Origin of the sequence: Pseudomonas abyssi (assembly GCF_003444685.1) — a bacterium.
Taxonomy (GTDB): Bacteria; Pseudomonadota; Gammaproteobacteria; order Pseudomonadales; family Pseudomonadaceae; genus Halopseudomonas; species Halopseudomonas abyssi.
Window position 1 is genome coordinate 232171 of sequence record NZ_LMAZ01000002.1, and the last position, 20542, is coordinate 252712.

Annotated in this window: 20 protein-coding genes; 17 read left to right on the forward strand and 3 right to left on the reverse strand. The window is 62.0% G+C overall.

Translation table 11 applies throughout. The annotated features are described in order from the left end of the window. Positions 1-36: 36 nt before the first annotated feature. Positions 37-1188 (reverse strand): TRAP transporter substrate-binding protein DctP, encoded by a 1152-nt coding sequence (gene dctP / locus ASB58_RS09280; protein ID WP_202974619.1) that lies wholly within the window; start codon positions 1186-1188, stop codon positions 37-39. A gap of 232 nt (positions 1189-1420) precedes the next feature. On the opposite strand from dctP, the gene ASB58_RS09285 reads away from it, so the two are divergent. The 3 genes from ASB58_RS09285 to ASB58_RS09295 all read left to right on the forward strand — a co-directional run bounded on the left by ASB58_RS09285 (position 1421) and on the right by ASB58_RS09295 (position 5180). Continuing rightward, positions 1421-2014, forward strand: a complete 594-nt coding sequence (locus tag ASB58_RS09285) for a TRAP transporter small permease (RefSeq protein ID WP_096004121.1) — start codon at positions 1421-1423, stop codon at positions 2012-2014. Positions 2015-2030: 16 nt separating this feature from the next. Beyond that, positions 2031-3314, forward strand: a complete 1284-nt coding sequence (locus ASB58_RS09290) for a TRAP transporter large permease (RefSeq protein ID WP_118130218.1) — start codon at positions 2031-2033, stop codon at positions 3312-3314. A gap of 756 nt (positions 3315-4070) precedes the next feature. After that, positions 4071-5180 carry a methyl-accepting chemotaxis protein gene (locus tag ASB58_RS09295; protein WP_425221988.1) on the forward strand — a complete coding sequence of 370 codons (1110 nt, stop codon included), beginning with the start codon at positions 4071-4073 and terminating at the stop codon, positions 5178-5180. A gap of 133 nt (positions 5181-5313) precedes the next feature. On the opposite strand, the gene ASB58_RS09300 is transcribed toward ASB58_RS09295, so the two are convergent. Then, entirely contained in the window at positions 5314-5934 is a 621-nt protein-coding gene (locus ASB58_RS09300; protein ID WP_118130220.1) for an alpha/beta family hydrolase, read from the reverse strand. Between the two features lie 336 nt (positions 5935-6270). Between ASB58_RS09300 and ccoN the strand changes: the two genes are divergently transcribed. The 13 genes from ccoN to ASB58_RS09365 all read left to right on the forward strand — a co-directional run bounded on the left by ccoN (position 6271) and on the right by ASB58_RS09365 (position 17957). Beyond that, complete coding sequence (ccoN, locus tag ASB58_RS09305) at positions 6271-7698, forward strand: cytochrome-c oxidase, cbb3-type subunit I (RefSeq protein WP_118130221.1); 1428 nt, start codon at positions 6271-6273, stop codon at positions 7696-7698. A gap of 12 nt (positions 7699-7710) precedes the next feature. After that, positions 7711-8319 carry a cytochrome-c oxidase, cbb3-type subunit II gene (gene ccoO / locus ASB58_RS09310; protein ID WP_118130222.1) on the forward strand — a complete coding sequence of 203 codons (609 nt, stop codon included), beginning with the start codon at positions 7711-7713 and terminating at the stop codon, positions 8317-8319. A 6-nt stretch (positions 8320-8325) separates the two neighbouring features. Further along, on the forward strand, positions 8326-8514 hold the full coding sequence (locus ASB58_RS09315; RefSeq protein WP_083727161.1) for a cbb3-type cytochrome oxidase subunit 3: 189 nt from the start codon (positions 8326-8328) through the stop codon (positions 8512-8514). Further along, entirely contained in the window at positions 8514-9404 is an 891-nt protein-coding gene (gene ccoP, locus ASB58_RS09320) for a cytochrome-c oxidase, cbb3-type subunit III (protein WP_118130223.1), read from the forward strand. The genes ASB58_RS09315 and ccoP overlap by 1 nt, the downstream gene beginning before the upstream one ends. 217 nt (positions 9405-9621) lie before the next feature. Beyond that, positions 9622-11031, forward strand: coding sequence for a cytochrome c oxidase accessory protein CcoG (ccoG, locus tag ASB58_RS09325; RefSeq protein ID WP_118130224.1), 1410 nt, complete (start codon positions 9622-9624; stop codon positions 11029-11031). A 17-nt stretch (positions 11032-11048) separates the two neighbouring features. After that, on the forward strand, positions 11049-11564 hold the full coding sequence (locus tag ASB58_RS09330) for a FixH family protein (protein ID WP_181977906.1): 516 nt from the start codon (positions 11049-11051) through the stop codon (positions 11562-11564). A 7-nt stretch (positions 11565-11571) separates the two neighbouring features. Next, positions 11572-14025: a heavy metal translocating P-type ATPase gene (locus ASB58_RS09335; protein WP_118130226.1), complete on the forward strand. Its 2454-nt coding sequence runs from the start codon at positions 11572-11574 to the stop codon at positions 14023-14025. Then, positions 14022-14243: a cbb3-type cytochrome oxidase assembly protein CcoS gene (gene ccoS, locus ASB58_RS09340; protein ID WP_118130227.1), complete on the forward strand. Its 222-nt coding sequence runs from the start codon at positions 14022-14024 to the stop codon at positions 14241-14243. The genes ASB58_RS09335 and ccoS overlap by 4 nt, the downstream gene beginning before the upstream one ends. Continuing rightward, positions 14240-14965, forward strand: a complete 726-nt coding sequence (locus ASB58_RS09345; protein ID WP_096004133.1) for a sulfite exporter TauE/SafE family protein — start codon at positions 14240-14242, stop codon at positions 14963-14965. The genes ccoS and ASB58_RS09345 overlap by 4 nt, the downstream gene beginning before the upstream one ends. 85 nt (positions 14966-15050) lie before the next feature. Next, on the forward strand, positions 15051-15782 hold the full coding sequence (gene fnr, locus ASB58_RS09350) for a fumarate/nitrate reduction transcriptional regulator Fnr (RefSeq protein WP_096004134.1): 732 nt from the start codon (positions 15051-15053) through the stop codon (positions 15780-15782). A 14-nt stretch (positions 15783-15796) separates the two neighbouring features. Beyond that, complete coding sequence (locus tag ASB58_RS09355; protein ID WP_096004135.1) at positions 15797-16345, forward strand: adenine phosphoribosyltransferase; 549 nt, start codon at positions 15797-15799, stop codon at positions 16343-16345. Between the two features lie 45 nt (positions 16346-16390). Further along, positions 16391-17260 (forward strand): ion transporter, encoded by an 870-nt coding sequence (locus ASB58_RS09360; RefSeq protein ID WP_118130228.1) that lies wholly within the window; start codon positions 16391-16393, stop codon positions 17258-17260. Positions 17261-17315: 55 nt separating this feature from the next. After that, positions 17316-17957 carry a response regulator gene (locus ASB58_RS09365; protein WP_096004137.1) on the forward strand — a complete coding sequence of 214 codons (642 nt, stop codon included), beginning with the start codon at positions 17316-17318 and terminating at the stop codon, positions 17955-17957. A 10-nt stretch (positions 17958-17967) separates the two neighbouring features. Here ASB58_RS09365 and ASB58_RS09370 read toward each other — a convergent pair whose 3' ends face one another. Then, a complete protein-coding gene (locus tag ASB58_RS09370; protein ID WP_118130229.1) occupies positions 17968-19770 on the reverse strand; it encodes an ATP-binding response regulator in 1803 nt (600 codons plus the stop codon). Positions 19771-19927: 157 nt separating this feature from the next. Here ASB58_RS09370 and ASB58_RS09375 point away from each other — a divergent pair, with 157 nt between their 5' ends. Beyond that, positions 19928-20440, forward strand: a complete 513-nt coding sequence (locus ASB58_RS09375; RefSeq protein ID WP_147336815.1) for a hypothetical protein — start codon at positions 19928-19930, stop codon at positions 20438-20440. Positions 20441-20542: the final 102 nt, after the last annotated feature.

A 20542-nucleotide genomic window follows, 5' to 3' on the forward strand; every position in this document is an offset into this window, starting at 1 on the left:
GGTGGAGCCGGCGGGCCGCTGCTTTAACGCAACTGATCAGGCGGCGTCAGCTTGTGGCTCGGCGTCAGCCTCTTCTGCCTCGTCGCTGGACTCCTGCTCAGCCGGGGCCACCTTGGCAGCATCGGCCTGCTCTACCTGCTCGATCAGGGTGTTCATCAGGCGAGTACCGCGCTCACCGACCATCTCGGCAAACACATCACGCACCGGCAGGCTGCGCTCGCGGAAGGCTTCACGCTCTTCAGCGGTCAGGTAAACCAGTTCGATGTCGCTGTTCTCGGTGATGATATCCAGACGCTCGGTGTTCAGGCGGGTCTGCACGTCGTGAATCCACGGCACCAGCTCGACCACTGCCTCTTCGACCACATCCTTGCGCTCCTGGCTCAGGCCGTCATACCAGTCGCTGTTGGCCATAAAGGTCGCGATGAACTGAGCCTGGTTGGCAAAGATCAGGTAATCCTGCACCTTGTAGAAGTCCATTTCCTGGTGGGCAAACACCGGCTGGATGTTGCCATCCAGCTGACCCAGCTGCATGCCGCTGAACAGCTCACCGTATTCCATGGTGGTCGGGTCGGCGCCGTAGGCGCTGTAGGTTTCGCGCAGCAGGCGGTTATCCATGGTGCGGATGGCCAGGCCGTCAAAATCCTCGGGGGTGCGGACCGCCTTGTTGGCACTCCAGACCTGCCAGCCTTCCGGCACAATGGCGAGCGGCTGCAGGCCGCGATCACGGTAGGAGGCAACCAGGTCCTCGTTCTTGCGGAAGGCCGGGTCGTTGAGAATTTCGGTATTGGTCTTCTCGTCGTCGGTCAGCACGAAGTTCAGGCTGAACAGCTGCGACTCGGGAACGGTACCGCCCAGAAAACCGGAGCCGAAGGCAAACTGCACTGCACCGGATTGGACCTGATCATAGATATCGGTCAGGCCACCCAACTGGCCGTAGGGGTAGAGTTTGACCTCTACCGCGCCGTCGGTCTTTTCCTTGATCAGCTCGGCAAACTTGGCGCCGTACTCGTATTGCACGCTGCCATCAATCTCTTCCAGGGCAAAACCCCATGTTTCGGTTTCTACTTCGGCAGCCGCAGTCGGCTCCTCCGCTGCAGGGGTGGTATTCGATGCCGTCGGTTCTTCCTCGGACCCGCACGCTGCCAGCATGATCGCTGCTGCACCAATACATCCATTGCGCCAATTCATGGAACACTCCTTATCAACTGTTCTGGATTCCTCACGAACCTTAACACAGCACAACCGCATGTCCACGCCGTGCAAAAGCCTTTTATATGAGTTAAGGTCAAAAAAGGCGCCGAAACTACGGACCAGATCGCATTCTGACTGCAGCGTCCGAATTACGACATTGCACAAGCAGATAGCGTAGACGAGGTCTGATCGGTCAGCCCGGAGACAATAGCCACACAGGACACATTGCATGCCCCAGCCAGCCGAGCCGTCGGCAAGCCACACGAGCGGCTCTTTGCTGCTACGTCTGCTGGGCGCGGTAGACCGCGTTACCGAGTGGGTCGAAAAAATCATTCTGGGCAGCAGCGTGCTGTTTCTGGCCGGACTGCTGATCGTGCACGTACTGGGCAGGCAGCTGTTCGGCAATGGTGTGACAGGCCAGGTTGAGCTCACCCAGATCAGCCTGATCATCATGACCTTCTCGGGGCTCGGCTACGCCGTGCGGCGCGCACGCCATATCAGCATGTCCGCTTTCTTCGACCAGCTCAGCGGCAAACCACGCAAGGCGCTGATGATCTTCATCGCCCTGGGCACCGCTGCCCTGATGTTCTACCTGGCCTGGCACGCTGGTGACTATGTCACCAACATTTACGAGCGCGGCCGCACCTCCTCCGCCCTGCAGATTCCGCTGTGGATTCCCTACCTCGCGGCCCCGGTCGGCTTTGTGCTGGCCGGCATCCAGTTTGTGCTCACCGCCGTGCGCAATCTGACCTCTCGCGAGGTCTACCGCTCCTTCACCGAGAAGGACGAATACGACGCCATTCCGGACGACGGCGCGCTCTGACCAAGGCTACGGACCCATGCTTACCCTGACCTTCATTACCATGATCGTGCTGCTGGCATTGGGCTTCCCAATGATGGTGCCGCTGCTGGTCGCCGCGCTCATGCTGCTGTTTCTGGTCATCGATCTGGGCAACGTCAGCCTGCTGATGGGACAGATGATCAGCGGCGTGCAGTCCTGGGCACTCGCCGCCGTACCGCTGTTCATTTTTGCTGCCGACCTGATGACGCGCGGGCATACAGCCAACCGCCTGCTGGACCTGGTGCAGAGCTTTGTCGGCCACCTGCGTGGCGGCCTGCCGATCACCACCGCCGCCAGCTGCACCCTGTTTGGCGCAGTGTCGGGCTCGACCCAGGCAACGGTGGTCGCCATGGGCGGGCCGATGCGCCCAAAGCTGCTGGAGAAGGGATACTCAGACACCTTCAGCATCGCCTTGATCATCAACGCCAGCGACATCGCGCTACTGATTCCGCCCAGTATCGGCATGATCATCTACGGGGTGATTTCAGGCTCCTCAATCGGTGACCTGTTTATCGCCGGTATCATCCCCGGCCTGCTGATCCTGCTGTTGTTCTCTATCTACTGCTGGGTCGCCTCCATCCGCATGGGCATTGCGCCAGAGCCAAAGAGCGATTGGACCACACGTCTGCTGGCCCTGCGCAAGGCGCTGCTGCCGCTCGGCTTTCCTCTGGTGGTGGTCGGCGGTATCTACGGCGGCCTGTTCAGCCCGACGGAGGCTGCGGCCATCGCGGTGCTCTATGCCCTGATTCTTGAGGTCGTCATTCTGCGCGCGGTAAAGCTGCGCGAGTTGTGGGATGTGGCACTGTCTACCGGACTGATCACCGCCGTGGTGTTCATTCTGGTAGCAGCCGGCAACGCCTTTACCTACGCCATCTCCTTTGCCGGTATTCCGCAGGCCATCCTGGATCCGGTGATCGCCAGCATCGGCGACAACCAGACCCTGGTGCTGGCCCTGATCGCCGTGTCGTTTTTCATCGGCTGCATGTTCGTTGACCCCATCGTGGTCATTCTCATCCTCACACCGCTGTTCAAGCCCGCAGTCGAAGCTGCCGGCCTGGACCCGGTGCACGTTGGCGTGATTGTCACCCTGCAGGCCGCCATCGGATCGGCAACACCGCCGTTCGGCTGCGACATTTTTACGGCCATGGCGATCTTCCGCCGGCCCTACTTCGATGTCATTCGCGGCACACCGCCCTTCATATTCATCCTGCTGATAGCGACAGTGTTACTGATACTCTTTCCCGAGATATCGCTGTGGCTGCCTTCGCTCGCCCAGGACTAATTACAAAACGCCATCAAATATGACGTTTTTGTCCTATCGAATTTGCGAATCAGCGCCGATATTCTGATCGTTAACGGACTATTTGCTTTTTTGCCTCAGCCCCTCAGGGCAGCGCATGCCGTTACAACAACAATATCGAGAAGCGCCCAGGAGGCACCCATGATGTCAGAGCAACACGCCGAGGCGCTTGCGCCCGCCGCCAAGCCCGTCCTCGCTCGTGGCCGGCTAGCCTTGGCCGGGCTGATCATCTGCGAACTCTTTCTGTTTGCCGCAGTGCTGCTCAGCACGACCGGCGTGCTCTTCTGGGCCGCATTGGCCATGCTGATCCCGACGCTCGCGTTTACCTGGCAGCTGCAGGGCGGAGCCGGCGGCAGCGGCGCACTGGGAGCCAGCCTGCAACGCGTTAACGGCAAGCAGATTGATCTGCGCCTGGGCAATGAGAAACACAGCGACGACCCAGCCATTCAAGAGTACGTAAAACTCAATGAGCGTCTGCGCGCCATCATGCTGGAGCTGCAGCAGAACAGCCTGGGCACGGCGCTGGCCTCAGCCAATAGCCGCCTGCTGGCAGAACAGGCGGCGCGGGACGCGCAAAGCCAGCAGCAGGTCTCCGAACTGATCTTCCATGCCAGCGAGCAAACCACCAGTGCCCTGCAGGACATCTCCCATCGCGCCACCGGTGTCACCGAAGTCAACTCCCGCAACCTGGAAATGGCCCGTCAGTCGCGCGAGCAGATGAGCGATGCCCGCAGCAAGATGCAACAAATCAGCGACGCCATGGGTGGCTTCAAGGACAACGTCAGCGCCCTGAACGCCACCTCGGCAAAGATCCGCGACATCCTGACCACCGTGCAGGACTTCTCTGCGCAGACCAACATGCTGGCACTCAACGCAGCGATTGAAGCCGCCCGCGCTGGCGAGCAGGGTCGCGGCTTTGCAGTGGTGGCCGATGAGGTACGCAACCTGTCGCTCAAGGTCGGCAACGCCGCCGAACAGATCAGCCAACTGATGGGCCAGATGAGCGACGCCATGGCTGGCGCAGATGCCCAGACCCTCGGCATGCTGGAGCAGACCGAGGCAACTGGCACGGCCGTCAGCAGCGCAGCCGATCAGTTCGATGCCATGGTTGATGACTTCCAGCGGGCCAACGACGATCTGCTGATGGTCAGCAGCGCCCTGGAGGAACTGACCGCCACCAACGCCGAAACACTGCAGCACGGCGGCGAGATTCGTGACCTGAGCCTGACCATCAGCCAGCATATGGCCGCCACCCACACCCAGGCCGATGCGCTGCGTGATAACACCAACCTGGCGCTGCGCTCGCTGGCCGGTTTCCGTCTGGGCGAAGGCCAGCTGGAAGCCGTGACCGAAGTCCTGATGGCACGGCGCAAGGAAATCGAGCAACGCCTGGACGCGCTGGCCGACAACGGCGTTGATCTGTTTGATCAAAACTACACGCCGGTAGCCAATACCAACCCGCCCAAGCACGACGTGCGCTGGGCCGATGCCTTTATCGAACGCATTCGACCACTGCTGGACGAGTGGGACAAGGGCGGCCAGGACGGTATTGTTTACACCGCTGCGGTGAACGAGCGCGGCTATCTGCCGACCAGCCGCAGCGCCTCCTCCCAACCACCCACCGGCGACCCGCGCATTGATGCCGCACGCAGCAACTACAAGCGGTTTGCGGTGTCCAGCGACACCGACCTGCGCATTATGGCCAGCTGCACTTACCTCAATCTGGGTACCTTTGTGCTGCCCGGCACCACCACCGTGGTGTTCGTGCTCTATGTGCCGATCTTTGTCAAAGGCCGCCGCTGGGGGACGATGTCTTCCGCGATTGCACCGGCGGCATTGGGGCTCTGAGGGCCGCCGCTGTGCGGCGAGCTGGAAGCTGCAAGCAAGACAGTTTGGGCTTTTAGATTTTAGCTTGCAGCTTGCAGCTTGCAGCTTGTGGCTTGTGGCTTGTGGCTTGTGGCTTGAAGCTTCCGCCTTGCAGCTAACGCTCGGCCGCCGCAATAAACGCGGCGGCGACGTCTGCCGCTTCTTCTATTAGCGCCTGCTGTGTCAGGCCGCTGGACTTCAGCGGCCGAAAGTCGTGTTCGCCAGACTCCAGCCAGTGCAACTGCAGTGCAGGATCCAGCGGATAGGCCGCGACCTCATCTGGTTTGCCAAAGGGGTCCCGGGTGCCCTGCACTATCAGCCCCGGGCAACCGATCTGCTGCAAATGCTCAATACGGGTACGTTCGGGCTTGCCCGGCGGGTGAAACGGATAGCCAAAGCAGATAAAGCCGGCGGCCCCCACCTCCGCCGCCAACTGACTGGCCACGCGTGCGCCCATCGACTTGCCGCCCAGAAACAGACGCCCGGAAACCCCAGCGGCCTGCTCGCGCATACATTGCTCCAGCATCGGCATCGGGTTGGGCGGACGCTTGCGGCCATCGTCGCGGCGCGCCGCCATATAGGGGAACTCAAAGCGCACCACCTTGATCCCCTGGGCAGACAGCGCCGCCGCCAGCTGCGTCATAAACGGGCTGTCCATCGGCGCGCCGGCGCCATGGGCCAGCAGCAGCGTTGCTCTGGGCTCGCCGGCTGGCTGGTCGGTCAGCACTGATTGCATAACACCTTCCTTTATATAGATCCGTACGCTGCGACACGATGTCACATAAACTGCGCCCTGCTGCACCTTCACATAACCCCGGTAGGGGGCTAGTCTGAACCCTGTCCCGACGTTTGTCTCTCCGACGCGCTAGCGGTGAAGCTATCTCGGGCAACCACCCTGGTGGGGCCATGGCGAGCAGGCCATACAAGAGCAAAATTCTCGCCGTTTCAAGCCTTTGAAGGGCTTTGCGACGCATCCCGACACTGACCTATGTCATTGCAATGCGCGCGGGCTTTCCTCATACTTGCCAGCGCTTTAAACCCAATAAACCAACTGCTATCCGTGGAATCTCGCATGAGCACAGCTACCACTCCGACAGCCTATAACTATAAGGTGGTACGCCAGTTCGCCGTCATGACGGTGGTCTGGGGTATCGTGGGCATGGCCATGGGCGTCTTTATTGCGTCCCAACTGGTCTGGCCTGAACTGAATTTTGGCTTGCCGTGGACTACCTTCGGACGTCTGCGTCCGTTGCACACCAACGCGGTCATCTTCGCCTTTGGCGGATGTGCCCTGTTCGCCACCTCCTACTATGTGGTCCAGCGCACGACGCAGGCCCGCCTGGTATCCGATGGCCTCGCTGCTTTCACCTTCTGGGGTTGGCAAGCGGTTATCGTCCTCGCTGCAATCACCCTGCCCATGGGCCTGACCAGCAGCAAGGAATACGCTGAGCTGGAGTGGCCGATCGACGTCCTGATCGCGGTTGTCTGGGTGAGCTACGCGCTGGTGTTCTTCGGCACCATCATGAAGCGCAAGATGAAGCACATCTACGTCGGTAACTGGTTCTTCGGTGGCTTTATCATCACCGTTGCGGTCCTGCACATCGTCAACAGCATGGCGATCCCGGTGACCCTGACCAAGTCCTACTCGATGTACGCTGGCGCAACCGATGCGATGGTGCAATGGTGGTACGGCCACAACGCAGTTGGTTTCTTCCTGACCGCCGGCTTCCTGGGCATGATGTACTACTTCGTTCCCAAGCAGGCCGAGCGTCCGATCTACTCGTACCGCCTGTCCATCGTGCACTTCTGGGCGCTGATCGCCATCTACATCTGGGCCGGTCCGCACCACCTGCACTACACCGCGCTGCCTGACTGGGCTCAGTCTCTGGGCATGGTGATGTCCCTGATCCTGCTGGCACCCAGCTGGGGCGGCATGATCAACGGCATGATGACCCTGTCCGGCGCCTGGCACAAACTGCGCACCGACCCGATCCTGCGCTTCCTGGTTGTCGCGCTGGCGTTCTACGGCATGTCCACCTTCGAAGGTCCGATGATGGCCATCAAGACCGTGAACGCGCTGTCCCACTACACCGACTGGACCATTGGTCACGTACACGCTGGTGCTCTGGGCTGGGTTGCCATGATCTCCATCGGTTCGCTGTACCACCTGATCCCGAAAGTCTTCGGTCGTGAAGCCATGTACAGCACCTCGCTGATCAATGCTCACTTCTGGCTGGCGACTATCGGCACCGTGCTGTACATCGTGGCCATGTGGGTCAACGGCATCACTCAGGGCCTGATGTGGCGCGCAGTCAACGTTGACGGCACCCCGACCTACTCCTTCGTCGAGGCGCTGGAAGCCAGCCACCCGGGCTTCATCGTCCGTGCAATCGGCGGTGCCTTCTTCCTGCTCGGCATGTTGCTGATGGCTTACAACGTATGGCGCACCGTGCGCCACAGCAAAGCAGCTCAACTCGAAGCTGCGGCCCAGACTGCCTGAGGGATGTGCTAAATGAAACTGCATGAAACAGTAGAAAAAAATCTTGGCCTGATGATCTTTCTGATGGTGTTTGCCATCAGCTTCGGCGGCCTGGTTCAAATCGTACCGCTGTTCTTCCAGCCGGAAACCACCGAGCCGGTAGAGGGCCTGCGCCCGTACACCGCAGTGGAGCTGGAAGGTCGCGACATCTATATCCGCGAAGGCTGCGTTGGCTGCCACTCGCAGATGATCCGTCCGTTCCGTGCCGAGACCGAGCGCTATGGTCACTACTCGGTTGCCGGCGAAAGCGTCTGGGAACACCCCTTCCTCTGGGGCTCCAAGCGCACCGGTCCGGACCTGGCCCGTGTTGGCGGTCGTTACTCCGACGACTGGCACCGCGCTCACCTGATCAGACCTCAGGACGTGGTGCCGGAATCCAAGATGCCAGCCTTCCCCTGGCTGCAGGATGGCGTGCTTGATGGCAAGCATACCGCCCGCAAGATGGAAGTGCTGCGTACTCTGGGCGTTCCTTACACCGATGAAGACATCGCCGGTGCTCAGGAAGCAGTCAAGGGCGTATCCGAAATGGATGCTCTGATTGCCTACCTGCAACACCTTGGCACTGTCCTGTCGGATCGGTAAGCAACCATGGATATCAATACTCTCCGAGGCCTTGGCACAGTATTCGCGTTTGTCGCCTTCGTCGGCGTCGTGATCTGGGCCTACAGCGCGTCCAAGAAGAAGGACTTCGATGAGGCAGCCCAGCTGCCCTTCGCGGACGAAGAGGACGACAAGGCCTCCGGTGAGCAGCACAAAGATGCTAGGAGTGACAAGTAATGACTAATTTCTGGAGCGGGTACATTGTTGTCCTGACCCTGACCTGCCTGGGCCTCATCCTCTGGCTGCTGCTGGCGACCCGCAAGGGCCAACGCAAGGAACAGACCGAAGAAACCCTGGGCCACAGCTTTGACGGCATTGAAGAGTTCGACAACCCGCTGCCCCGCTGGTGGTTCGTGCTGTTCATCGCCACCATGGTATTCGGCGCCATCTACCTGTTCCTGTTCCCGGGTCTGGGCAAGTGGCCGGGCTACCTGAACTGGACCCAGGAAGGCCAGTACGAAGCGGAAGTCGCCAAGGCCGAAGAAGCCTTTGCCCCGATCTTTGCCAAGTACTCCGCCATGCCGGTTGAAGAAGTCGCCAAAGACCCTGAAGCGGTTGCTATTGGCCAACGTCTGTTCGCCACCAACTGCTCGGTCTGTCACGGCTCTGACGCCCGCGGCGCGTTCGGCTTCCCGAACCTGACCGACAACGACTGGCTGTACGGCGGTGACCCGGAAACCATCAAGACCACCCTGCGCGCAGGTCGTCAGGCAGCGATGCCGGCGTGGCTCGCGGTTATCGGTGAAGATGGTGTGCGCAACGTCTCCGGCTATGTCCGCAGCCTGTCCGGCCTGGAAACCGAGAACGTTGATCTGGCCGCAGGCCAAACCACCTACACCAACACCTGTGCGGTCTGCCACGGCCCGGATGGCAAGGGCAACCAGCAACTGGGTGCGCCCAACCTGACCGACGACATCTGGCTGTATGGCTCCAGCTTCCTGCAGGTTCAGCAGACTGTGCGTTATGGTCGTAACGGCCACATGCCGACACAGGCTCACCTGGGTGAAGACAAGATCCACATGCTGGCCTCCTACGTTTACAGCCTGTCCCACAAAGACGAGCAGTAAGCCGCAGCAGTGGTTGCAGTACCCAACGGGGAGGCCAGTGGCCTCCCCGTTTTTTTTGACGCGACTACCTGTCGCATTGTGGCTGCGGACCAAGAGGTCTATTTTCAATATTGAGAAAGTACGCGTCTTGCATCGCGCACCAGCTTAGCGGCAAAGATTGGCCCTACGAGAGGCCTGTCGCCGTGCACCCCTTCCGCCTGATAGGGTTAGTCTGACCATGAGCAAAATCCCCGTCCAAGATGTAACACCCAAGGTCGAAACCTACGACCTCTACGCCAAGCGCCAGAAAATCCAGACCCGCTCCTACAAGGGCCTGTTTATGAACGTACGCCTGGCCGGCGTGGCTGCACTGTTTCTGTTGTACTTCGGCACGGTCTGGCTGCCGTGGGGCGACCGCCAGGCGGTGCTCTGGGATCTGCCCGCCCGCCAGTTCCATATCTTTGGCGCGACCTTCCAGCCGCAGGACTTCTTCCTGCTGTCCTTTCTGCTGATTATCTGCGCCTTTGGCCTGTTCTTTATCACCGTGTTCGCCGGCCGGGTATGGTGTGGCTATACCTGCCCGCAGACTGTCTGGACCTGGATTTTCATGTGGGCAGAGCGCATCACCGAGGGCGAGCGCAATGCACGCATCAAGCTCGATAAGGCGCCCATGAGCGTCAACAAGTTCCTGCGCCGCAGTGCCAAGCACGCCATCTGGCTGGTGGTTTCGGTGCTGACCGCCATCACCTTTGTTGGCTATTTCACGCCCATCCGCGGACTGGTAGCAGACCTGTTCACCCTGCAGATTGCCGGCTGGGCCGCGTTCTGGGTGTTCTTCTTTACCGCCGCCACCTATATCAACGCTGGCTGGCTGCGCGAGCAGGTGTGCTTTCACATGTGCCCCTACGCACGCTTCCAGAGCGTCATGTTCGACGCTGACACCCTGATCGTGTCCTACGACGCCAAACGCGGTGAGCCGCGTGGCGCCCGCAAAAAAGGCGTCGACCCGGCTGAGGTCGGCAAGGGCGATTGCATCGACTGTAACATCTGCGTGCAAGTGTGCCCGACCGGCATCGATATCCGTCACGGGCTGCAGTACGAATGCATCGGCTGCGCAGCCTGCGTAGATGCCTGCAACGAGGTCATGGATAAGATGGAGTACCCGCGCGGTCTGATTCGCTATACCACCGAGCACGAGCTCGAAGGCAAGAAGACCCACTGGCTGCGCCCTCGCCTGCTGGGCTATGGCGCGGCTCTGGTGACCATGATCGTGATGTTTATCATCACCGTCGGCAACCTGGCTCAGGTATCGCTGGATATCGAGCGAGATCGAAACGTTCTGTATAGAGAAACCCGTGCCGGGGACATCGAGAACGTGTACATTGTCAAAGTTTTCAACAAGGGTCAGACCGAGCGCACCTACACAATCGACGTCAGCGGGCACCCGGCGCTGCAACTGCAGATGCCGGACAACCGCCTGACCGTCGCGCCAAGCCGCAAGCTTGAACTGCCGGTCAACATCCATATGGAGCCGGGCGCGCTGAACGGCGCGACCAACATACCGATCACCTTTGTGGTCACCGCTGAAGACGATGACAGCGTGCAGGCCGAGGCAGAAAGTCGCTTCATGGCGCCGCAGGTACGCTGATGAGCACAGGAACATCCATGACGCACGACCCTTCGCAATCGCCCTGGTACAAGCAAATCTGGGCCTGGTTCGTCATCGCCATTCTGGCCTTTGCCGTGTTCATCGGCATCGGCCTGCTGCTGGTGGCAACCATGAACCCGGACAGCCTGGTGCGCGACAACTACTACAGCGAAGGCAAGGCGATCAACCTCACGCTGGACCGCGATCACCATGCGCGTGATATGGGCATCGCCGCCAGCTTCATGGTGGACTCGGTAACCGGCGATATCAGCCTGCAGCTGGAGGGCGACCTGCCCGCCCTGCCGCGCAGTCTGACGCTGGACATGATCTCCCCTGCTCACGCCTCCCGTGATCGCTCGGTGACGCTGCGGCAGATCAGCGGCAACACCTACACCGGCCAGCTGGAGAAGCAGATCGAAGGTCGTCGCTATATCGAGCTGAGCGATCCGGACAAGCCCGGTGAAGGCGGCTGGCGTCTGACCGGTGAGCTGCACCTGGGCGGCAACCAGCGTTACCAGTTGAGCGCCCACTGATTCGCGCATGACCCAACCCACCCCCTGCTATCACTGTGGCGAACCGGTTTCAGCCGGTGCGCCCTGGACGGTTGAGCTGCTCGGCGCACCGCGCGCCATGTGCTGCCCGGGTTGCCAGGCTGTGGCCGAGGCAATCAGCAGCGCGGGTCTGGAATCCTACTATCAGCATCGAACCGAACCCTCGGCCAATCCAGAAGCACTGCCCCAGGCACTGCAAGACGAGCTGGAGCTGTATGACCGTGACGATGTCCAACAACGTTTCTCTCGCAGCGAAGGCGAAGGCCAGCAGGCCACCCTGCTGATCGAAGGCATCAGCTGCGCCGCCTGTTGCTGGTTGATCGAACGCCACCTGCGCGCGCAACCCGGCGTGCAGGAAGCCAGTCTCAATATGGGCAATCAGCGCCTCAGCCTGACCTGGAGCCCCCAGCAGACCAAGCTGTCCGCGCTGCTCACCAGCCTGCGCCGCATCGGCTACAACGCTCACCCCTATGAGCCGGACAAGGCCTCGGAGCAGATCGCCGAAGAGAACCGCCGCTACCTGCGCCGCCTCGGCCTGGCCGGGCTGATGTTCATGCAGGTGATGATGGCGACCATGGCGCTGTCCAGCGAGTTTGATCAGGACATGACCGAGGGCATGGCCCATCTGCTGCGCTGGGCCAGTCTGCTGATGACCACGCCCGTGGTGTTCTACAGCTGCGCCCCCTTCTTTCAGGGCGCCCTGCGCGACCTGCGCAACCGCCGCCTGAGCATGGACGTGTCGGTCTCGCTGGCCATCGGCGGTGCCTATCTGGCCGGCATCTACGCCACCCTGAGCGGCCAGGGCGAGGTGTACTTCGACTCGGTCACCATGTTTGCCCTGTTTCTGCTCGCCGGTCGCTACCTGGAACGCCGAGCGCGGCAGCGCACGGTGGAAAGCACCGCCAGACTGGTCAACCTGCTGCCACCCAGCGCCCTGCGTATCGAGGCCGATGGCTCGCGCCAGCGCATCATGCTGGAGGAGCTGCGCTGCGGCGATCTGGTTGAAGTCAAACCTGGCGAAAGCATCCCGGCTGACGGGCTGATCGCCAGCGGCAGCAGCAGCGTTGACGAATCAGCGCTGTCCGGTGAGTACCTGCCGATCGCCAAGCAGCCTGGCGATCGCGTCACCGCCGGCACCCTGAACGTCGAAGGCCCACTACAGCTGCGCATCGAGGCGCTGGGCGAGGAGACCCGCCTGTCCGCCATTGTCCGCCTGCTCGAGCGAGCCCAGTCCGACAAACCCCGGCTGGGCCGCCTGGCTGACGACGTAGCGCAGTACTTTTTGCTCACGGTGCTGCTGGCCGCCGTGGTCGTCGGCGGTGCCTGGTGGTGGGCCGCCGATGCCCACACCGCCTTCTGGATTGTGCTGGCAATGCTGGTCGCCACCTGTCCCTGCGCCCTGTCGCTGGCCACACCGACCGCGCTCACGACCGCCACCGGCAGTCTGCACCGCCTGGGTCTGCTGGTTACCCGCGGGCATGTGCTCGAAGGCCTGCCGCAGATGCAGACGGTGATCCTCGACAAGACCGGCACCCTGACCGAAGGCCGCATGACGCTGGAACAGATCCAGCCCTTTGCCGGCGTCAGCAGCGATCAGTCCCTGCGCTGGGCACAGATGCTCGAAAGCCACTCCGAGCACCCCATCGCCCGCGCCTTTGGCCGCACCAGCGCCCAGGCCGAGGCCTCCCATAACCAGCCAGGCATGGGCCTGGAGGGTCTCTGCGATGGCCAGCGCCTGCGCATCGGCAAGGCGGAGTATGCGATGGACCTGAGCCAGCAACCGCTGCCCACGCGCCCCACCGGCGACGGTCAGTGGCTGCTGCTGGCCGGCGACCAGGGCCCGTTGGCCTGGTTTGGCCTCAACGACCGCCTGCGTACCGACGCCGCCGAGTTGATCAGCGGCCTCAAGCAGCGTGGCCTTGACGTCGTCCTGCTGTCTGGCGACCACCAGAACGTGGTGGACCGGGTCGCCGCTGAACTGCAGATCGACCAGGCCATCGGCAACGCCAGCCCCGACGACAAGCTGGCCTACGTGCAGCAACGCCAGCGCGCCGGCGAAAAAGTGCTGATGATGGGCGACGGCGTCAATGACGTACCGGTCCTGGCCAGCGCCGACATCTCGATCGCCATGGGCAATGCCTCGGACCTGGCCAAGACCAGCGCCGACGCGGTGCTGCTCGGCAGCCGACTCGGCGCCCTGCTGCAGGCCATCGGCATCGCCAAACGCACCCGTGCGATCATGATCGAAAACCTGGGTTGGGCAACCCTGTATAATGCCGCCGTTCTGCCGCTGGCAGCGCTTGGCATGATCACCCCGGCCCTGGCCGCCCTGGGCATGTCAGTCAGTTCACTGCTGGTGGTGCTCAACGCCTTGCGCCTGACCCGCATCCGCCAGCCTGCGCAGGCCGCCTTGCCAGCTGCTCAACCGGAGCCGAGCCCATGACCGTTCTCTACATTCTCGTGCCCATCGCCATTGTGCTGGTCATCATTGCCATCTGCCTGTTCAACTGGGCGGTCAACAACGGCCAGTACGAAGACCTCGACAGTCCCGCGCACAGCATTCTGTTTGATGAAGACGACCCGGCGCACCTCGCCGCGCAGCAGCGTGACGAAGCGCCCGTCGACGATGCAAGCGACAGCGAGCAACCACCCCGTTCATGAATGACCTGCTTCCCCAACTGCTGACCGCGCTGGCCTTGGGCCTGCTCGGCGGCGGACACTGCATTGGCATGTGCGGCGGCCTGATGGGCGCCCTGACCATGGCCATCCCGCCGGAACGCCGCCATGGCTGGCCGCTATGGCGCCTGTTGCTGTCCTATAACGCAGGGCGTATCGCCAGCTACAGCGCCGCCGGCGCATTGCTTGGCAGCCTCGGCTGGGCTCTGCAGGGCATGGGGCTGGGGGTGGTGCTGCGCAGCATCGCCGGCCTCTTGATGATTGCCATGGGGCTGTATCTGGCCAACTGGTGGGCCGGGCTGACCCGCATTGAACAGCTGGGTCGGGGACTGTGGAAACATATCGAACCGCACGCCCGCGCCCTGCTGCCGGTGCAGCGGCCCGGCCAGGCCCTGCTGCTGGGTGCGCTCTGGGGCTGGCTGCCCTGCGGCCTGGTGTACAGCACGCTGATCTGGGCCAGCAGCCACGGCAGCGCAGGCCATTCCGCCCTGTTGATGCTGTTCTTCGGTCTCGGTACCCTGCCGACATTGCTGGCCACCGGGGCTGCTGCCGAACGCCTGACCGCCCTGCTGCGCCGCCGCAGCCTGCGCGTCAGCGCCGCGCTGGTGATTATCCTGTTTGGACTCTGGACCTTGCCCGGCCCGCATCAACACTGGCTGATGCAGCATTTGAGCTTGCCATCGCAGGCACATCACGGGCATGAATGAACACCTGTTGCAATACTCCCAGGCGTGGCGGCGATGCCATGCTTGAGGTAGGCTTTGCTGATCGAACAACGGAGCTGTGACCGTCATGACCGATGCAATCAAACTCAAGTCGCTGCCCGAAGCGCACTGCAAGGACTGCAGCCTGGCCACCATGTGCCTGCCGCTGGCACTGCAAGACCAGGAGCTCGACACGCTGGACAGCATCGTCAAGCGTGGCCGCCCACTACGCAAGGGCGAGATGCTGTTCCGTCAGGGCGACCCCTTTGACTCGCTCTATGCGCTGCGCTCGGGCACCATCAAGACCTTTACCGTTGACGACGCGGGTGTAGAGCAGATTACCGGCTTCCACCTGGCCAGCGAGCTGATCGGCCTGTCCGGCATGGACGGCGAGCGCCAACCGGTCTCGGCGGTCGCGCTGGAAACCACCTCCGTGTGCGAAATCCCCTTCGAGCGCCTGGACGATTTGACCGCCACCATGCCGTCGCTGCGTCGCCAGGTCATGCGCCTGATGAGCCGCGAAATCCGTGACGACCAGCAGATGATGATGCTGTTGTCGAAAAAGACCGCCGATGAACGCATTGCCACGCTGCTGATCAACCTGTCTGCCCGGTTCCGCGCCCGCGGCTACTCCGCCCGTTCCTTCCGCCTGGCCATGTCACGCAACGACATTGGCAACTATCTGGGCCTGGCGGTCGAAACCGTCTCGCGCGTGTTCACCCGCTTCCAGCAGCAGGGGCTGATCGCCGCCGACGGCAAGGAAGTAGAAATCACCAACCACGGCGAGCTTTGTGCGCTGGCCGGTGGCCAACTCGACTGACCCGGTACCCGCTGATGATCTTTGACGAATACGCTATCAAATCGCTGATTCGCCCGGTACCGGGCTTTCCGAAGGAAGGTGTGACCTTCCGCGACATCACCCCGCTGTTTCAGTCACCCAAGGCCCTGCGCATGGTGGCAGACAGCCTGATCCAGCGCTATATCGACAGCCCGGTCACGCATATCGGCGCCATCGATGCCCGCGGCTTTCTGATCGGCTCGATTCTCGCCTATGAACTCAATCGCCCGCTGGTGCTATTCCGCAAGGCCGGCAAGCTGCCGGCCGATACGCTCAGTGCCAACTACCAGACCGAGTATGGCGAGGCGACGCTGCAGATGCACCGCGACGCCCTGAGCGGTGGTGAGCAGGTGCTACTGCTGGACGACTTGATCGCCACCGGCGGCACCTTCCTGGCCGCGGCCAGCCTGGTACGCCAGAGCGGTGCCGATGTCTATGAGGCTGCGGCTATCATCGACCTGCCGGACCTGGGCGGTTCGCAACAGATGCAGGACACCGGCATCCCGACTTACACCCTCTGCGCCTTTGCCGAAAGCGAGCGCTGATTCCCGCAGCCTGCCTCGCAGGCCGTAACCTTTCTCAAGACTCCCATGAACCAGACACTCGAGCTCAACACGCCCTGGCGCGCGCGCCTTGCCGCCCGCCTGGAACACCCGCGCTTTCAGTACACCATCACCGCCCTGATCCTTATCAATGCCGTCATCCTTGGTCTGGAGACCGCGCCCTCGATCATGCAGCGCTGGGGCGGCCTATTGCGGCTGCTCGACCAGTTGATCCTGACCTGTTTTGTAGTCGAGATTGCCCTGCGCTTTGTCGCCCATGGCTGGCGTTTGCTGCGCGACCCGTGGGGGGTGTTCGATACCTTGGTGGTGGCGATCGCACTGGTGCCTGCCAGCGGCCCACTGGCGGTGCTGCGCGCCCTGCGCGTGCTGCGGGTACTGCGCCTGGTGTCCATCGTGCCGAGCATGCGCGTGGTCGTGCAGTCACTGCTGGCCTCGCTGCCCGGCATGGGTAGTATCGTCGCCCTGCTTGGTCTGATCTTCTATGTTGCAGCGGTCATTGCGACGCAGCTGTTCGGCGAGCAGTTTCCGGAGTGGTTCGGCACCCTGGGCGCCAGCCTGTACACCCTGTTCCAGGTGATGACGCTGGAGAGTTGGTCGATGGGCATTGTCCGCCCGGTGATGGAGACCTATCCCTACGCCTGGCTGTATTTTGTGCCTTTCATCCTGATTGCCACCTTCATGATGCTGAACCTGTTTATCGCCGTCATCGTCGATGCCATTCAGCATCAACGCGATGCGCTGGAACCGGTGCAGGAGCCAGTGGAAGACCCTCAGCAACTGCTGCTGGCCGAAGTAAAGGCCCTGCGCAGCGAACTGGCCGAGCTGCGTCAACGTTTGCCGGACCAGGACTCTGGACCTGACCAGACAGCTTGCATATCATCAAGCCGCGAACAATAACAAAAGGCTGTCACCGGGACGCACTGAGGCAGCCAGCGCGTAGAGGACTCCACGCATGAGCAACACGCTGCCGCCCGATACACGGCTATTGCTGATTGATGACCACCAGATCTACCTCGACGGCCTGAGCCTGACCCTCAGCTCGTTGTGTGAAGGCGTCCAGCTCGACCACGCCCACAACGCCGCCGAGGCGCTCCAGCAAGTGAGCGAACATCCCTATGACCTGATCCTGCTGGACCTGCAGTTGCCGGACAGCAGCGGTCTGGCGCTACTGCAAAAGTTACGCGCCGCCGACGCCATGGCGCCCATCGCCATCCTCACCGCCAGCAACAGCCCCAGCGATCTGGATGCCGCCCTGCAGCTGGGCGCGGCCGGCTTCATCAGCAAAACCGCAGACGGCGCAACCTTGCTGCAGGCAGTCACTCAGTTGCTGTATGGCGCGCAGGTGGTGATCAGTGATGAGAATCGCCCGCTGGATCGGCAAAGCAGTGCCCGGGAAGTGGGTATAACGCCGCGTCAGCTGGAAATTCTCGACCTGCTCGCCGAGGGGCTGCCCAACAAACTCATCTGCCAGCGCCTGTCGCTCTCCGAAGATACGGTCAAAACCCACCTCAAGGCGCTGTTTTCGTCACTGGAGAGCCACAACCGCACCGAGTGCGTCAATCATGCGCGCAAGCTGGGGCTGGTGAGCTTCTGACAGGCGCCGGTCAATCAGCGGGGGCCACGCTCGGCGCCTGCGCCAGCAACTGTTGCACGGTGCGTCGCAGGCGCGCAGGCAACACCGGCTTGTAGAGCAACTGGATGTCAGCCAGGCGGAGCGCCTCGGTCAGCTCCTCCGAGGTATCTGCGGTCACCAGGGCTGCGGGGCCGGCGTAGTCGCCGCGCTCGCGCAGGTGACGAATCAGCTCCAGGCCGTTGAGTTCACCCTCCAGGCGGAAGTCGCTCAACAGAATATCGACAGCGACCGTGCGCAGCCCCGCCAACGCCTCATCGGCACTGGCAAATGCCCAGACAATACAGCCCCAGCTGGACAACAAGGTCTGCATGGCTTCGCGGCTGACGCGGTCGTTCTCGATCAGCGCGACCTGGCCGCGCAACTGCGGCAGCGCCGCGTTCACCGCTTCCTGCGGCTCTATCTGCCACTCGCCCACCGGCGCTTCAAACCAGAAGCGGGCACCCTCGCCAACCCGTGACCACAGGCCCGAAGGATAGGCCAGCAAGTGCAGTATCTGCCGGCAGATACTCAGACCCAACCCCACTCCCTTGTCCAGGGTACGCGCCGGATTACGCAACTGGGTAAACTCCTCGAAGATACGCTCCTGATCAGCCTCGGCCAGCCCGCAGCCGTTATCGACCACGGCAATCCGCAAGCGCGCCTCAACCCGTACCACCTCAATGCGCACCAGACTCGCCTCGGCATGAATCAACGCATTGTTCAGGTAGTTACGCAGCAGCCGCTCCAGCAGCAGCGGATCACTTTGCACCGCCAGGTGCGCCGGGCACTCAATCTCCAGACGTATGCCCCGGCGCCGGGCGTAGGTTTCCAGGCTGGCCACCAGCCGCTCAAGCCAGGGCCGCAGGTTGAAGGAGCGGGCCTGCGGACGGACCATGCCGACACTCAAGCGCGAGATATCCAGCAACGAATTCAGCATCGCCTGCAATAACTGGGTCGAGTCGGTCAGACGTTCCACGGTGCGCCGCGCTTCGCCCTCCAGCACCTGATCCTGCAGGTGCTGGATAAACAGCAGCATGGCATGCAAAGGCTGGCGCAGGTCATGGCTGGCGGTCGCCAGAAAGTGGGTCTTGCTCTGGCTTTCGCGCTCGGCACGGCGTCGTGCCGCTTCCAGCAGCTGCTCGTTAACAAAGCTCTGCCGCTGCAGGTACTCGTAGATATAGGCGCCCAGCGAGCCCATCAGGGCAAAGCTGCTCAGAAAAATGCCGTCGGATATGACCCGTGCTGGCTCACTGCCAGAGAGCTGGGCGGCAGCCAGATAGCTCAGCACAATCGCCCAGGAACCGATCACCGCGTGGCGCATGGGCAGCGCCAACAGGAAGAACCCCGACAGCAATACCAGATAGAGGCCATCGTGCGTCACACGGATGGGCACCTCAGCCAGCCGCGCAACGGTAATCACCATCACCACCATCAGGCCGGAGCAGCAATAAGCCAGTGTCGATACCGCAAAGGCCCGCGCCGGCCTTACCCGGCCGGGCCGGTTGCCGTACCAGATGGCCAAGCACACCAGCACCAGCGCCACCGCTCGAATACTCAAGGTATAACGCGCCACCTCAGGCGGCAGGTAAAGATGGTCAAGCCACATGAACAGCAGCATGAACAGGACGGATGAGGCCGCTACGACCACCACACGTCCCGCCATCTTTACATGCAGGTAGTGCTGAAAGGCCTGCTCCAGCGGGCCGCTGAAGCGCAGCCTTGCAAAGCCGCCCTGTTGCGCCAGCAGCGCAGGCTCATCAATGCCGACGGCGGCAGAGGCAGTAATCGAGGTCATGCAGATCAGGGCCCGTTGTTGTTATCAGTGTGGCCAATATATCGAGACGTTATATAGCACATCGTCTACGACGTTAAATAATTTAAAAACAATGCTTTACCAGCACAAACTCTGGCTATGCTTGAGAATAGGACGCTAACTGACAGGACGTAACTGCATGTCTGCCAACCTCCTCAGTCATCCGACGCAATACAGCTCGTCGTCACCTGCTCCCTCCGCAGAGCCCAGTCGCCACCTCTGTCAGCAACAACTCCTGCCGGTCATGCAGTACCTCCAGCTCGACTGCCCGCAGCTGCAGCAACTGCTGGTCGGCACGCTGCTGTGCATGTCCGCTCTGCCAGCGCCCCAACGCGCAGCCGAGGCCATCGGCCCCTTTGGTATCCCGCCGAGGCTGCACACGCTGATCTGGGACGACTACCTCGCCTACCAGCCCGACCTGGCCAGCAAGGTTCGAGGCCTGGCCAGCCAGCACTGCTTTCTGACCGACCCGCATGCCGAGCTGGGTTACAACCTCGGCTACGCCGCAGCCATTGCCTGGCTGATCTACCAGCGCCAGCACATGCTCCCCGGCGAGCAAAGCGATCTGGCTAGCCTAGCGCGAATCTGGGAAGCCTCCTACCCCCATAGGGGTGGCCACGCCGAGGACTTCCAGCGCGCCTGGCTTGCCTGACCCGTCGCAGGCCAATGAGGCCTGATCAGACAGCCGCGCCGGGGCCGTTGGCGCAACAGGCACGCACGCCAAAGGACGGCCGACTCTGGCACCTGAACCCCA